The 15,215-nt window shown below is 68.4% G+C and carries 9 protein-coding genes; 3 read left to right on the forward strand and 6 right to left on the reverse strand.

The window, feature by feature from the left end:
* Positions 1-42 precede the first annotated feature (42 nt).
* From ACIA58_RS30520 to ACIA58_RS30535, 4 genes are all read right to left on the reverse strand, one after another.
* Positions 43-3,198 carry a S8 family peptidase gene (locus tag ACIA58_RS30520; RefSeq protein WP_396407257.1) on the reverse strand — a complete coding sequence of 1,052 codons (3,156 nt, stop codon included), beginning with the start codon at positions 3,196-3,198 and terminating at the stop codon, positions 43-45.
* A gap of 213 nt (positions 3,199-3,411) precedes the next feature.
* The gene (locus ACIA58_RS30525; protein ID WP_396407258.1) at positions 3,412-6,642 is read right to left on the reverse strand and encodes a S8 family serine peptidase; all 3,231 of its coding nucleotides are present in this window, start codon (positions 6,640-6,642) and stop codon (positions 3,412-3,414) included.
* A gap of 70 nt (positions 6,643-6,712) precedes the next feature.
* Positions 6,713-10,033 carry a S8 family serine peptidase gene (locus tag ACIA58_RS30530; protein WP_396407259.1) on the reverse strand — a complete coding sequence of 1,107 codons (3,321 nt, stop codon included), beginning with the start codon at positions 10,031-10,033 and terminating at the stop codon, positions 6,713-6,715.
* A gap of 174 nt (positions 10,034-10,207) precedes the next feature.
* Complete coding sequence (locus tag ACIA58_RS30535; RefSeq protein WP_396407260.1) at positions 10,208-10,918, reverse strand: transporter substrate-binding domain-containing protein; 711 nt, start codon at positions 10,916-10,918, stop codon at positions 10,208-10,210.
* A gap of 115 nt (positions 10,919-11,033) precedes the next feature.
* Between ACIA58_RS30535 and ACIA58_RS30540 the strand changes: the two genes are divergently transcribed.
* Both ACIA58_RS30540 and ACIA58_RS30545 read left to right on the forward strand, forming a co-directional pair.
* A complete protein-coding gene (locus ACIA58_RS30540) occupies positions 11,034-12,305 on the forward strand; it encodes a glycoside hydrolase family 18 protein (protein ID WP_396407261.1) in 1,272 nt (423 codons plus the stop codon).
* Positions 12,306-12,947: a phosphotransferase gene (locus tag ACIA58_RS30545; RefSeq protein WP_396407262.1), complete on the forward strand. Its 642-nt coding sequence runs from the start codon at positions 12,306-12,308 to the stop codon at positions 12,945-12,947.
* Here the strand turns inward: ACIA58_RS30545 and ACIA58_RS30550 are convergent.
* On the reverse strand, positions 12,935-13,855 hold the full coding sequence (locus tag ACIA58_RS30550; RefSeq protein WP_396407263.1) for a helix-turn-helix domain-containing protein: 921 nt from the start codon (positions 13,853-13,855) through the stop codon (positions 12,935-12,937). The genes ACIA58_RS30545 and ACIA58_RS30550 overlap by 13 nt on opposite strands.
* 71 nt (positions 13,856-13,926) lie before the next feature.
* Here ACIA58_RS30550 and ACIA58_RS30555 point away from each other — a divergent pair, with 71 nt between their 5' ends.
* The gene (locus tag ACIA58_RS30555; RefSeq protein WP_396407264.1) at positions 13,927-14,238 is read left to right on the forward strand and encodes a cupin domain-containing protein; all 312 of its coding nucleotides are present in this window, start codon (positions 13,927-13,929) and stop codon (positions 14,236-14,238) included.
* Here the strand turns inward: ACIA58_RS30555 and ACIA58_RS30560 are convergent.
* A complete protein-coding gene (locus ACIA58_RS30560) occupies positions 14,235-15,215 on the reverse strand; it encodes a pirin family protein (RefSeq protein WP_396407265.1) in 981 nt (326 codons plus the stop codon). The genes ACIA58_RS30555 and ACIA58_RS30560 overlap by 4 nt on opposite strands.

Raw genomic sequence — 15,215 nt, forward strand, 5'->3', positions numbered from 1 at the left:
GAAGGCCCCCGGGACACTCGTCCCGGGGGCCTTCTGCTGTTCTCACCGCATGCGGTAGGCGGCGATCACCGTCTGCGTCGTGCTGTTGCCTGCGGCATCCGTCGCTGTCGAACGAAGCGAGATGGTGTCACCGGCAGGCGTCGGGAAGATCGCCTTGTCACCGGCCACCGGCGCCTGCTTCCAAGTCACTCCGCCGTCGTCGGAGTACTGAATCTTCACCTGCTTCGCACCCTCGACCTTGAACGGCAGCACCGTCACGGGCTTACGCACCATCAGGTTGTTCGCGTCCACGTCCGGCTGGAAAGCGACCGTATGAATGGCCACGCTCGGCTGATCCGCGGACGACGTGAACGTGGCGTCCAGATCGATCCGTGTCGAGAACGGCAGCAGGTCCTGCGTGCCGGTGGTCACCAGCCGGTACGACGCGGAACCGGTCGGCAGCCCGGTAGCGTCGACCGAGCCGAACCTGGCCCAGGACCCGACCTCGGTCCCGTCGCGGTACAGCGTCGTACTCGCGGATTTCGCCGGGACCGAGCCGCCGTGACCGTCGCCGTCGGTGCGGTTGGACAGGAGGATCCCCAGTTCGGTCGGGGTCCGCACGACCAACGACAGCGAAGGCGCGAAGACTGCGGCGTTCCACCGCTCCTGATACTGCCGTCCGGCCTGGTAGCTCACCGGATCGCCCGACATCGTCCACGTCCAGTCGGGACTCAGGAGGTCGCCCGACCAGCCGCCCGGCGACTGGTCGAGGTAGTAGCGGATCGTCCGCGGCGTATCCAGCTGGATCAGCGCCGCGAATCCGGTCTCGACGCCGGCCTGCGTCAACGGGTAGATCAGCTTCGACACTCGTCCGCCGTCAGTCGCGTTCACCGTGCTGTCCACCGCCGCGAGGTCGGACTGCTTCACGGCCCGATCGAAGCCGGTGACGAACTCGCCCGGCTGATAGTTCGCGATCCCGTAGAGGTACGGCGTGTTCGTGAACGACCCGTCCGCACCCGGGTCGCCCCATTGCGAAGTCACGTGCCCGATCAGCCGGCTCGCCGGCAGCTTCGGTCCGGTGCTGTAGGTATACAGGTGACCGAACTGGAAGCCGACGTCCGAGCTCGAGAAGTCACCGCTCGCGAGGATCCGGTCGTAGCCCACGTCCTCGCTCGCCTGCTGTGCGCCGGCCTGTGGGACAGTTGTCGTGACGACCTTTGCCTTGCGCGCGTCGAGGACGACGGTCTGGTCGGTGGCGAGCTGCACGCTCGGCGCGACCAGTTCGTAATTGGTCCTCTCCCCAGAGCCGGGTTCGACCACTTGATGGTCCTCCAGCAAATACTCGCCCTTCGGCAGCCGAACCGAGACGGTACCGCTCACATCCGGCGCGTAGTGGGCGAACTCGTCGTTGTCGACACCGACCACGAGCACCGGATCGGCCGAGTCCGGTGAGCCGTCGGCCCGGATCGGTTTCACGGTCAGCGTGTACGTCTCGCCTTCGCGCTCGACTCCGACAGGTACGACGACCGTCTGGCCGCCGCCGGTCGCGGTGATGCGACCGCTGTACAGCCCGTCCGCTCCACCGACGCTGGTGTCCGAGGTCGCCTGCACGGAGGCCGTACCGCCGGCCGGCACGACCACCGAGTCAGCACTCAGCTTCAGCGCACCGGACGGCGCGGCCGCACCATCAGGACCGGTCAGCACCGACGAGAGCGCCAAGGTCACATCCACGTCACCCAGGTTGCGAAAGGTCACCGGGCGAGTCACCGGTTCATCATCTGAATGCGGGTACGAAGCCTTGCCGAACGACACACTGCCCGGCTCCGCGACCACGCTCGCCTTGATCGCGGTGGTCAGGTCGATCCGGCCGGCACCCTGCTGGAACGCGGTCAGATCCGCGTCCACTTTCGCCGAGCCCATCAGCGCGGCCTTCAACTCGGCCGGCGTCCAGGACGGATGCTCCTGCAACAGGATCGCCGCCGCACCGGCCGTGTGCGGCGTCGCCATCGACGTACCCGACAGCCGCAGATACTTGTCGCCTACTGGCTCACCGATCGAGGAGTCCTTCGACTTTGCCGCCACAATGTCCGTCCCCGGCGCGGTCACATCCGGCTTCACCGCACTGTCACCGATGCGCGGGCCGCGGCTGGACAGCTCGTTGAGCTGGTCCTGCTTGGTCACGTTCCCGACCGTCAACGCAGCATCCGCACTGCCCGGCGACCCGATCGTCCCGTCCCCCGGCCCTTCATTGCCTGCAGCAATCACAAACAGCGTGCCGGTCTGCGCGGTCAGCCGGTTCACGGCCTCCTCGAGCGGATCCAGCTCCGGAGTGTCGGTCCCACCGAGGCTGAGATTCACGATCTTCGCCTTCACCTCGGTCGTGGCCCACTCCATCCCGGCCAGGATCGCGGACTCGTCACAGCCCCAGACCTCACAGACCTTGCCGTCGTAGATCCGCGCATCCGGCGCCACACCCTTGTAGCGGCCGTCCGACGCCGCACCGGTACCGGCGATCGTCGACGCGACATGCGTACCGTGACCGACCAGGTCCTCGGCCGACTCGGTCGTGAAGTTCTTCTCCCCCACCACCTGAGTCGCCAGATCCGGATGCGTCGCATCGATGCCGCTGTCCAGGACCGCGACAGGGACGCCCTTGCCGGTGTACCCGGCCTGCCACGCGACCGGTCCGCCGATCTGCGGCACGGACTGGTCCAGCGTGAGGTGCCGCCTGCCGTCCAGCCAGACCTTCGCGAAACTGCCCGAGGCCAGGAACGAACTGGTGTTCTTCTTGCTCACCTTCATCGCCGCGCCACTGATCGACGGCAGCTGACGCGTGATACTTGCCTCGGCCGGTACGGCGCGCTTCGCGGTACCGGCGTACGTCGTCAGGACCGGGATGCTGCTTGTCGACGCGTCGTCGTACCCGTCCTCGACCAGCTCGGTGACATCGAAGAGCCGGCGATCCAGCCGACCGTCGGCGACTGCCTTGATGCTGTCGGCCGGGAACACATACGAATGGCCCTTGAGCCGATACGTCTTGAACCCGACCTGCCGCCGCCCGGCGCCTGGCTCGATCGTCGCCCTGGACGGATCACCCCCGGGCCACAGGACGCGGTCACCGGTGATCAGCGTGACGCTGACGTCCTTCCCGCCCTTCCGCGGGATCGCCGGGGCGGCGGGCCCCGCCGCGGCGGCCGGACCGGTGATCGAAGCGGCCACCAGGCCCGCAACCGCCACCAAGGCGGTCGCGGGCCCACCTCTGCCTGTGATTCTCGAATGAACAGCCACTCAGGGCCTCCCAGAAATCGACTGTTGGCGCACCTGTTGAATGTCCGGCCGATCGCGAAGGTTGCCGTTGCGGCGCAAATCGGCGCAAATGACAGAACGTCCCCGCCGTCGGCGGGGACGTTCTGCTCCTTCATTCTGGTGCGGTCACCGCATCATGTAGGCGGCGATCACTGTCTGCGTGGTGCTGTTGCCCGCCGCATCCGTTGCCGTCGTGCGCAGCGAGATGGTGTTGCCTGCGGGCGTCGGGAAGATCGCCTGGTTGCCGGCGACCGGCGCCTGCTTCCAGGTAGCTCCGCCGTCGTCGGAGTACTGGATCTGCACCTTCTTCACCGGGCCGCCCTGGACCTTGAACGGCAGGACCGTGACCGGTTTGCGGACCATCGTGTTCTTCACGTCCACGACCGGCTGGAACGCCACCGTGTGGATCGCGACGCTCGGCTGGTCCGCGGACGACGTGAACGTCGCCTCCAGATCGATCCGCGTCGAGAACGGCGTCAGCGCCTGCGTGCCGGTGGTGACCAGCTTGTACGACGCCTTGCCGGCCGGCAGACCCGTCGCTTCGACGAAGCCGAAGTACGGCGAGGTCGCAATCGACGTCCCGTCGCGGTAGAGCGTCGTACTCGCAGAGGTCGTGTTCATCCGGCCGGTATGACCGTCCGCGTCCGTGTAATTGGACACCCCCAACTGCAGACCGTCAGCTGTTCGCGTCACCGACCGCAGTGACGGCACGAAGGCTGCGGCGTTCCAGCGCTCCTGGTAGTGCCGCCCGGTCTCGTAGACAACGGGATCACTGTCGAGTGACCAGACCCCGACCGGCAGGTCTTGGTCGGGCTGCTGGACCTCGCTGGTCCATCCGCCTGGCGTCTGATCGAGGTAGTACCGGATCGTCCGAGGCGTGTCGAGACGGACGATCCGGGCGAACACGCCGCTACTGCCCGGCGCCTGCGGAGCGATCGTCGTCTCCACCTGTACGCCGTTCGTCGCGTTCACGGCGTGATCCACCACCGCGAGGTCGGACTGCTTCACCTTCCGGTCGAAGCCGGTGACGAACTCGCCCGGCTGGTAGTTGGCGATCCCGTAGAGGTACGGCGTGTTCGTGAACAGCCCGTCCGCGCCCGGCACACCCCATTGTGACGTGATGTGCCCGGTCAGCTCGGCCGGCGACAGCTTCGGACCGGTGCTGTACGTGTACATCTCGCCGGACAGGAAGCCGGCCGATCCGCTGTAGAACAGGCCGCCCGGGACGGCCCGGTCGTACCCGATGTCCGCGTTCGCCTGCTTGGCATCGGCCTTCGGGACCGACGTGGTCACGACCTTCGCCTTGCGCGCGTCGAGGATCACGGTCTGGTCCGCGGTCAGCTTCACACTCGGCGCCGCCAGCTTGAAGAAGATCCAGTCCTCCGGCGCACGCTCGAACTCCTGGAACTGGTCGAGCAGGTACTCGCCCTTCGGCAGCCGGATCGAGACCGTCCCGTCCGCGTCGGGCGAGTAGTTGCCGAAGGCATCGTTATCGACGCCCACGAGCAGCACCGGGTAGTCCGGATCCGGTGCGCCGTTCGGCTTGATCAGCTTGACGGTGAGCGTGTACGTCGGGACTTCCTTCTCCACCCCCACCGGTACGACGACCGTCTGGCCGCCCCCGGTCGCGGTGATGCGCCCGCTGTACAGCCCGTCCGCTCCACCGAGGCTGGTGTCGGACGTCGCCTGCACAGACGCCGTACCGCCGGCCGGGACGGTCACCGAGTCGGCGCTCAGCTTCAGCGCACCGGCCGGGGCCGCCGTACCGCCGGGCCCGTTGAGCACCGACGACAGCGACAGCGTGACTGCCGCGTCGCCGAGGTTGCGATAGGTGACGTCGCGCGTGACGGGCTCGTCGTCGGTGTGCGGGTACGACGCCTTGCCGAACGAGACGCTCCCCGGCTCGGAAACCACGCTCGCCTTGATCGCCGTGGTCAGGTCGATCCGGCCCGCGCCTTGCTGGAAGGACGTCTGATCCGCCGCGACCTTCGCCGAACCCATCAGCGTGGCCTTCAACTCGGCCGGCGTCCAGGATGGGTGCTCCTGCAGCAGGATCGCGGCCGCGCCGGCGGTGTGCGGCGTCGCCATCGACGTACCCGACAGCCGCAGGTACTTGTCGCCGACCGGCTCACCGATCGAGGAGTCCTTCGACTTTGCGGCGACGATGTCCGTGCCGGGCGCGGTCACGTCGGGCTTGACGGCGCTGTCACCGATGCGCGGGCCGCGGCTGGACAGCTCGTTGAGCTGGTCCTGCTTCGTCACGTTCCCGACGGTCAGCGCAGCGTCCGCGCTGCCCGGCGAGGCGATCGTGCCGTCGCCCGGCCCGTCGTTACCGGCAGCAATGACGAACAAGGTGCCGGTCTGCGCGGTCAGCCGGTTCACGGCCTCCTCGAGCGGGTCGAGGTCGGGCGTGTCCAGGCCGCCGAGGCTCAGGTTGACGATCTTCGCCTTGACGTCGTTCGCGGCCCAGTCCATCCCGGCCAGGATCGCGGACTCGTCACAGCCCCAGACCTCGCAGACCTTGCCGTCGTAGATCCGCGCATCCGGCGCCACACCCTTGTAGCGGCCGTCCGACGCCGCACCGGTACCGGCGATCGTCGACGCGACATGGGTGCCGTGCCCGACCAGGTCGTCGGCGGACTCGGTGGTGAAGTTCTTCTCCCCCACGACCTGGGTCGCGAGGTCGGGATGGGTCGCGTCGACGCCGGTGTCGAGCACCGCGACCGAAATGCCCTTTCCGGTATAGCCGGCCTGCCACGCGACCGGGCCACCGATCTGCGGCACCGACTGGTCCAGCAGGATCTTCCGCTTGCCGTCCAGCCACACCTTGGAGAATCCGCCCGCGGACAGGAACGTCTTCGCGTCGGACTTGCCGACCTTCATCGCCGCGCCGCCGATCGACGGCAGCTGCCGGGTGACTCTCGTCCCGGCCGGTACGGCGCGCTTCGCCGTGCCGGAGTAGGTCGTCAGGACCGGGATCGTGCTTGTCGACGCGTCGTCGTACCCGTCCTTGACCAGCTCGGCGACGTCGAAGAGCCGGCGGTCGATCTTCCCGTCGCCGACGGCTTTGGTGACGTCGGCCGGGATCACGTACGAGTGGTCCTTGATCCGGTAGGTGTTGAAGCCGACGTGCTGCCGGCCCGCGCCGGGCTCGATCGACGCCTTGGTCAGGTCGCCGCCGGGCAGCACGACCCGGTCGCCGGTGATCAGCGTGACGCTGACGTCTTTGCCGCCTGTCGAACGGGCGGTGGCTGCCGGGCCGGACGGAACCGCATGGGCGGGTCCGGCCAGTCCGGCGGCCAGACCCGCGACCGCCAGGACGGCGATCGCGGGCGTTCGTCTGCGGGTGAATCTCACAGGGCCTCCCCAGAAATCGGTTGTCTGCGCACCGGTGTAAACGCGACAACCGATCTCCGGGGTTGCGTGCTCAGCCCAACGGATAGGCGCCGATAACGGTCAGTTCCGTAATGTTCCCGGCCGCGTCGACCAGCTGGGACTTGAGCGAGATGGTCTTGGCGGTCTTCGGGGTCACGAAGATGGCCTTGTACGTACCGTGCCCGGTCGGCGCGACCGCGGCGCCGTGCCAGGTCTTGCCGTCGTCACCGGAGACCTGGATCGTCAGCTTCCGGATCGCGGGCAGCGTCTGACCGGGCTGCGCCTCGACCACGACGGGCAGCACGGTGACCGGCTTGCGCACCGCCACGTTGTGGCTGTCCACCGTCGGCCGGTAGCGAATCCCGAGCAACGGCAGCGCCGTCTGCTCAGTGGTCGCTGCCGAGGAGAACGTCCAGCGCAGATCCATCCGCGTGCTGAACGTGCTGAACGACTGCCGCGTCTGCGTCGATTCCAGCGTGTACGTCGACTTGTCCGCGGGCAGCCCGGTCGCCTCGACATACCCGAAGTACGGCGACTCGGCGACGACCTTCCCGCCCTGGATCAGCTTGCTGGACTCGGCGTCGGTGGCGCCGTAGCCGTTGTTCCCGTCCGCGTCGGCCAGACCGGAGGCGGACACGACCAGGTCGTTCTGCACCCGGGCCGCGATCGCCGGCGCCGTCGTGAAGGCGGCGGTGTTGAACCGCTCCCGGTACGACTGGCCCGCCCGGTACGACTTCACCGGCGACATCAGCCGGGTGATCGTCTGCGGGAACGGGTCGTTCGGGTCGGTGCTCGGGATGATCTCGTCCGTCTCGACCTGCCAGGTGGCCGGCTTGCCGTCGGCGTACAGCGTCGTGGTCAGCGGGGCCTTGCCGTAGTCGAGGACCGGCGACCAGCCGCCGTTCATACCAGGACCGTTGGCCAGCACGACCCGCTCGATGGCTCGATCACTCGTGGCGTTGGTGGTCTGCTTGACGACGGCCTGCTCCTTCACCTTCACCGCGCGCACGAACCCGGTCGGGAACACCCCGGGGAACGTGTTCAACTGACCGACGACGTACGGCGAGTTGTTGAACGAGCCGTTGGCGTCCGGCTTCGCCCACTGCGACGAGACGTGGCCGGTGAGCTGCTCGGGCGGTAGTGCGGGACCGAGCTGGGCGCTGTAGACGGCGTTGACGTCGAACGACAGACCCGCGTAGCCGAATCCGTAGGTGCCGTCGGCGGACGTGCGATCGAACCCGACGTCGGCGAGCGCGACCTTCGCATCGGGCTGCGGCACGGTCACCTTGACCTGCTTGGTTGCGCGCGCGTCGAACACCACCGTGGTGTCCTTGGTCAGCTGGATCGACGGCTGGACCAGACCGTAGCTGGCGAAGCTGCCGTCCGGCTGCTCGACGAACTGGCTGGCCTGCACCAGGTACTCGCCCTTCAGCAGCCGCATGGTGAGCGTGTCGCTGCCGTCACCGAGGAACTGGAAGAAGTTCCGCTCCATCGCGGTGATGACGCCGTCGACCGGAGCCGGCTTGCCGTCCACACCGATCGCCTTCAGCGTCAGCGTGTAGCTCTCCTTCTCCTTCTCCACGCCGATCGCACTGGTGACCGCGGTGTCGCCACTGGTTGCGGTGACGCGGCCGGAGTACAGGCCGTCCGGGCCGTCGTGCTTGGTGTTCGAGGTCGCCTGCACGGAGGCCGTGCCACCGGCGGGGACGGTAACGGAGGTTGCGCTCAGCTTCAGCGCATCGGCCGGGGCCGGGCTGCCGTCAGGGCCGTTGAGCGAGGCGGCCAGGTCCAGCGTGACGGGCTGGTCGCCGAGGTTGCGGTAGGTCAGTGTCTTCGTGACCGGGGTGTCGTCGTCGTGCGGCCAGGCCGCGGTACCGAACGAGACGTTGCCCGGCTCGGCGATCACGGTCTGCTTGATGCCCTTGGCCACATCGACCCGGCCGGCGCCCTGCTCGAACGCGGTCTGGCCGTCGGCCGGCTTGGCCGAACCCATCAGCGCGCCCTTGAGCTCGGTGGCCTTCCAGTCCGGGTGCTCTTGGGCCAGGATCGCGGCCGATCCGGCCACGTGCGGCGTCGCCATCGACGTCCCGTCCAGGCGCAGGTAGTCGTCGCCGACCGGCTCGCCGATGATCGAGTCCTTCGCCTTGGCCGCGACGATCGACACACCCGGTGCGCTGATGTCCGGCTTCACGGCGCCGTCACCGACGCGCGGTCCGCGGCTGGAGAAGTCGGCCAGCCCGTTCTGCTTGTCGACGGCGCCGACGGTGAGCGCGGAGTCCGCGCTGCCCGGCGAACCGATGGTGCGCTCGGCCGGCCCGTCGTTGCCGGCCGCGATCACGAACAGCGTGCCGGTCTCGGCGGTCAGCCGGTTGACGGCCTCCTCGAGCGGGTCGATGTCCGGCGTGTCGGTGCCGCCCAGGCTGAGGTTGACGACCCTGGCCTTGATCTCGGTCGCGGCCCACTCCATGCCGGCCAGGATCGCGGAGTCCGGGCAGCTGCCGAAGTCGTCGCAGACCTTGCCGTCGTACAGCCGCGCGTCCGGGGCCACGCCCTTGTACTTGCCGTTCGACGCGGCCGCCGTACCGGCGATCGTCGAGGCGACGTGGGTGCCGTGGCCGAAGTGGTCGCCGTCGGGTGCGTCGGTGAAGTTCTTCTCGCCGACCACCTGGGTCGCGAGGTCCGGGTGCGACTTGTCGATGCCGGTGTCGAGAACGGCGACCGGGACGCCCTTGCCGGTGTAGCCGGCCTGCCACGCGGTCGGCGCGCCGATCTGCGGGACCGACTGGTCCAGCGTGACCTTGCGCTTGCCGTCGAGCCAGATCTTGTCGATCCCGGCGCCGGTCTGCACGCGAGCGGGCTTGGTGACCTGCAACGCGGCGCCGTTGATGACGGGCAGCTGACGGGAGACCCTCGCTCCGGGGATCGCGGCGCGCTTCTGGGCCTTGCCGCTGTAGGTGACGATCAGCGGGAGGGTGGCGCTCGACCTGTCGTCGTACCCGTCCTCGATCAGGCCGGTCACGTCGAACAGCCGCCGGTCGAGCTTGCCGGTGGACAGTTGCTCGCGGACGTCCGACGGCACGACGTACAGGTGGTCCTTCAACCGGTACGAGCTGAACGCGACGCCGGTCCGGCCTGCGCCCGGGCGCACCGAGGGCTTGGCCGGGTCGCCGCCCTTCAGCGTGATCCGGTCACCGGTGATCAGCGTGACGCTCTGGTCCTTGGGCTTGGCCGGCGGCGCGGCCGACGGACGCGGTTGAGGTTGCGCTTGCGGTACGGCGGATGCGTGGCCCGGGGCGGACAACCCGAGCCCCAAAGCGGCGATCGAGGCGACGGCGGCTACGCCGAGGCGCCTCGATCGTGGTGTGAATACCACGATGAGTCCCTCCCGATCGTTTGTCCTCACATCGGGCCGCTCGTCGCCGCCGGCCGTCTGTCACGGGGCGGAGTCGCGCGGCCACTCAACGGTAGATGGCTGGACCAGACCGAAAGGTTGCCTCAACGACCTGCCACGGCAGGTTCCTGCCTGACTACTGCCTGTGAGGGCCGCTCAGGCCGGCGGGGCCACCAGGGCGCCGGATTGACCGGAAGCCGTGAGGGAGGCGGCGATGAAGCCGGAGGACTTCAGGTCCTCGATCAGGTCGCGGAGGTAGGCAACGGTGTCGGGCTGCTTCGACTTCGCGGTGCCGACGGCCTGCTGGATCTGCATGAACCGCTCGTCGATCAGTCGTAGGTCGGGGTGGTCGGCGACGTACGACGTGATCGGCTGCCGGATGCCGGCCGCCGCCTCCAGCCCCTCGGCGCGGAACACGTCGACGCCCTCGTCACCGCGCACAACCGTTGCCTGCTGCAACGTTCGGGTCAGGTACAGGTCGTACGCCGACCCGCGCTTCACGCCGATCCGCACCCCGTCGGCGTCCACGTCGGCCACCGTGGTCAGCGCCGAGTCCCGCGGTACTGCGTACACGCCCTCGATCAGGACGTACGGCGCCGTGAACGCGACCTCCTCCGCCCGGGCCGGCTCGATCGCGAGGAAACAGATGTCCGCCTGTCCGCTCGTCATCGCCTCGAACGACTTCCGCGCCGCGTCGAAACACACCAGCTCCAGGGGCAGGTCGAGGCGCTTCGCGAGCTCCCGCGCGATGTCCACCGTCACCCCGCCCGGCTGATCCGGCGTACCGTTCGCCAGAACCGGGTTGCCGAGGTTGATCGAGGCCCGCAGTACACCGGTCGGCGCGAGATCCGCCTGCACAGTCGTCATACGCGCGACCCTATCCCGGTCCGGGCAGGAGCTATCGAGAGTTTTTTGCAGAGACATTGTGTAAGTCGGTGGGCGGTCCTACTGTGTGCGCATCAACTCATCCGATGGGGGTGCAATGAAGCGTCGGAGTGTGGGGCTGCTGGTGGCGGCTGCGATGGTCGTGCCAACGATTGTCGCCGTGCCTGCGGAGGCCCACAGTGACAGCAAGCGTGTGGTCGGGTATTACACCAACTGGAGTGGGTACGACCGGAACTACCTGGTCAGCGATCTGGTGAAGAGCGGGGCCGCGGCGCGGCTGACCCAGATCAACTACGCGTTCGGCTTCCTCGACGCCCAGGGGAACTGCGTCAGCAGCGATCCGTGGGCCGACTACCAGCGGCCGTTCACCGCCGAGCAGAGTGTGGACGGCAAGGCCGACGAGCCCGGACAGGTGCTCAACGGCAACCTCAACCAGTTCAGGGAACTGAAGGAGAAGTACCCGAAGCTCCGGATCAGCATCTCGCTCGGCGGCTGGACCGGCTCGGCGCACTTCTCCGACGCGGCCCTCACGCCGGCCTCCCGGGCCGCGCACGTGAAGTCCTGCCTGGACATGTGGCTGAAGGGCAACCTGCCCGGTCTGCCCGCGGGTGCGGCGAAGGGGATCTTCGACGGCGTCGACCTCGACTGGGAGTGGCCCGCCAGCGAAGGCAACCCGGGCAACGTCATCCGGCCCGAGGACAAGCAGAACTTCACCGCCCTGGTCCACGAGTACCGCAAGCAGCTGGACCGGCTGTCCGGCCGCCCCGGTCGCTACAACCTGACCGCGTTCCTGCCCGCCAACCCGACGATGATCGACAAGGGGTTCGAGGTCCGCAAGCTGTTCAAGGACCTGACCTTCGGCACGACCCAGGGGTACGACTACCACGGGCCGTGGGAGACGCTCACCAACCAGCAGTCCGCGATCGACGGGCCGAAGGGTGACCCGACCACTCCGGAGTTCAGTTCGCAGGTCACGATCGACGCGTACCTGTCCCGCGGCGCACCGCGCAGCAAACTGGTCATGGGCGTGCCGTTCTACTCACACGGCTGGACCGGCGTGACGAACGCGAACCACGGCCTGTTCCAGCCGTCGACCGGCCCGGCGCCGGCGACGTACGAGGCGGGCACCGAGGACTACCGCCTGCTCAAGGCTCAGCTGTCCGACTACACGGTCTACCGCGACAACAGGGCCGGATTCGCCTGGCTCTTCGACGGTACGACGTTCTGGACCTGGGACGACCCGGTCGAGATGGCCCGCAAGGCGCAGTACATCTCGCACCGCGACCTGGGCGGCGCGATGATCTGGTCCCTCGACGGCGACACATCAAATGGGGAGCTGATCTCGGCATTGCACCGTAACCTTCGGTGAGTGGATCTGAATGCTCTGCTGGACAGGTTCGGCGCGGGTAGCGCCGAGCCTGTTCACGTCGGCTGCTCCGGTGCCACGGTCGTGCGACTCGACCGTGGGCCGGAACGCCTTTATTACAAGTCCGGACCTGGCGTCACGGATGAAGCGGACCGCCTGGCCTGGCTCGGCTCGACCGGATTCCCGTGCCCTCTGATCGTTGATCGTGGCAACAATTGGCTGGTGACCACCGAGTTGCCCGGCCGGGATGCGTCCCAGGACTGGCCGGCCGCCGATCGTCCCGCCGTGCTCGCCGCGATCGCGGACGGTCTCCGCGCGCTGGACCAGTTGTCCGGCTGCCCGTTCTCTTCGCCGTTCCCCGGCACCGGCGACGCGGTCACGCATGGGGACTACGCGGCGCCCAACGTCTTCATCGACCCGGCGACGCTGCGGTTCACGGGCATCCTCGACCTCAGCCGGCTCGGCACCGGCGATCGATACCTGGACCTCGCCCTGATGTTCAAGAGTCTGCGCGGTGGGCTGAACCCGCAGTACGGCGGTCCGCCTGCTGCGCGGCGCTTCGTCGAGCTGTACGGCGGGGATCCCGGCGATCCGCGGATCGAGCACTACATCACGCTGGACGACACCGGCGACTACCTGCCCTGATACGCCCTGCGGTAGGCGCTCGGGGTTGTTTGCAGAGCGGTTTTGAACCGCCTGCGGAGATTGGTCGCCGACGACAGGCCGACCTTCGTGGCGATCGTCTCGACCGGGAGGTCCGTTTCCTCCAGCAGGACCCGGGTCTTCGCGATCCGTTGCGCGAGCAACCACTGCCCCGGCGCAACGCCGAGTTGCTCGGCGAACCGCCGCGCGAGCGTCCGCGGTGACACGTTGGCCTGGCCGGCGAGATCCTGGAGCGTGAGCGGCTCGCCAAGACGATCGTTGGCCCAGTCGAGGAGCTCACCCAGCGACTCCACGGGTACTTGATCCTCCGTGCGGTACTGGACCTGGCCGCCTTCGCGATGCGGCGGCATCACCATCTGCCTCGCCACCCGCGCCGCGTGAGCAGCACCCTGATCGCGCCGCACCAACTGCAGGCAGAGGTCGATCCCCGACCCCGACCCGCCGCTCGTCGCCACATCGCCGTGGTCGATGTACAGAACGTCCGGATCCACCTGTACGGCGGGGAACCGGCGCTGCAGCTCCTCGGCGTACCGCCAATGGGTCGCGGCACGGCGCCCGTCGAGCAGCCCGGCCGCGGCGAGCACGTACGCGCCGGAGCAGATGCTGACGAGGCGAGCGCCCCGGCGATGCGCCCGGCCTAGGGCCCGCAGTACCTGGTCGGTGGGCTCGCGGTTGATCGGCAACCAGCCCGGCACGACGATCGTGTCAGCGCGGTCGAGCGCGCGCAGACCGGACGTGACCACCATGTCGAAGCCTTCGGTGGTGCGGATCGGTCCGGGCTGTTCGGTGCAGACGCTGAAGCGGTACGGCGCCTCGCGGAACACGGCCGCCGCACAACCGAGCTCGAAGCTCGCCTGCGGTGCGCTGACCATCGCGACAACACGGTGCATGGCAAGAAAGTACCTGATCGGGACAATTCAGACACTGGGTCCCAGGCCCTGGACCGCAGAGGATCAGAGGCATGCAGAACTACGAGTGGGCGTCCGTCGACGACGCACCGGTCCGCGAACTCTTTCCCGGCATCACCCTGCGCCCGCTGTGGTCGGGCGACGTCGCGAAAGCCTTTGTGTTGCAGATGGAGCCAGGCTCCTGCTGGGAAGGCATCGACGTACACGACCCAGGACCTGAGGAGGTGTTCGTCGTCGACGGCGTGTTCAACGACGGGACCCGCGATTACCCCGCCGGTTCGTTCATCCACGCCCCGGCCGGGTCGTCGCACGTTCCGCAGTCCGCGAAGGGCTGCACGCTGTTCCTGTTCTACCCCGAGGGTTAGTCGGTACTGCGGAGCTCCGTCGGGGCGCCGTGGACGGCGGGGATGCTGCCGAGCTTGCCGGCCTGGAAGTCCTCGAAGGCCTGGATAACCTCGGCCCGGGTGTTCATCACGAACGGCCCGGCCATCGCGATCGGCTCGCGGATCGGGCGGCCGCCGATGATCAGTACGTCGAGGTTCGGCTCGGCCTGCGGTTGCGTCGTACCGGCCTGGGTGCGGATCGTGTCACCTGGACCGAAGACGGCGAGCTGGCCCTTGCGGAACGGACGCCGCTCGGCGCCGACCGTGCCCTGGCCGGCGAGGACGTACACGAGCGCGTTGTAGTCCGGCTGCCAGGGCAGGACCAACTCCGCGCCCGGGCTGACGGTCGCATGGACGAGGGTGATCGGGGTGTGGGTCGAGCCAGGGCCGTCGTGGCCGTCGACCGAGCCGGCGATCACGCGGATCAGCGCGCCGCCGTCCTGCGTAGAGAGCAGGGCTGCGTCGCCGCCGCGGATGTCCTGGTAGCGCGGCGGCGCCCACTTCATCGCCTTCGGCAGGTTCACCCAGAGCTGGATGCCGTGGAAGAGGCCGCCACTCAGCACCAGGTGCTCCGGCGGAGTCTCGATGTGCAGCAGGCCGCTGCCGGCCGTCATCCACTGGGTGTCGCCGTTGGAGATGATGCCGCCACCGCCGTTGGAGTCCTGGTGCTCCATGATCCCGTCGAGCATGTACGTGACGGTCTCGAAGCCGCGGCGCGGGTGCCACGGCGTGCCCTTCGGCTCGCCCGGCGCGTACTCGACCTCACCCATCTGGTCCATGTGGATGAACGGGTCCAGGTCGCGCAGGTCCACGCCGGCGAACGCACGCCGTACCGGGAAGCCCTCGCCCTCGAAGCCGCTCGGCGCGGACGTCACCGACTTCACCGGACGGTCGGCTGCTCGCTCCGGCGTATTGATGCGGGGCAGGACGGTGATGTCGCTGACGGTCACGGCGGGCAT

It is taken from the genome of Kribbella sp. NPDC051586, from assembly GCF_044453965.1.
GTDB lineage: Bacteria > Actinomycetota > Actinomycetes > Propionibacteriales > Kribbellaceae > Kribbella.

Excerpts from the sequence above, each read along its gene's own strand:
- ACIA58_RS30535 (WP_396407260.1), bottom strand. The coding sequence starts at position 10,918 with ATGACGACTGTGCAGGCGGATCTCGCGCCGACCGGTGTACTGCGGGCC.
- ACIA58_RS30540 (WP_396407261.1), top strand. The coding sequence starts at position 11,034 with ATGAAGCGTCGGAGTGTGGGGCTGCTGGTGGCGGCTGCGATGGTCGTG.
- ACIA58_RS30550 (WP_396407263.1), bottom strand. The coding sequence starts at position 13,855 with ATGCACCGTGTTGTCGCGATGGTCAGCGCACCGCAGGCGAGCTTCGAG.
- ACIA58_RS30555 (WP_396407264.1), top strand. The coding sequence starts at position 13,927 with ATGCAGAACTACGAGTGGGCGTCCGTCGACGACGCACCGGTCCGCGAA.
- ACIA58_RS30560 (WP_396407265.1), bottom strand. The coding sequence starts at position 15,215 with ATGCCCGCCGTGACCGTCAGCGACATCACCGTCCTGCCCCGCATCAAT.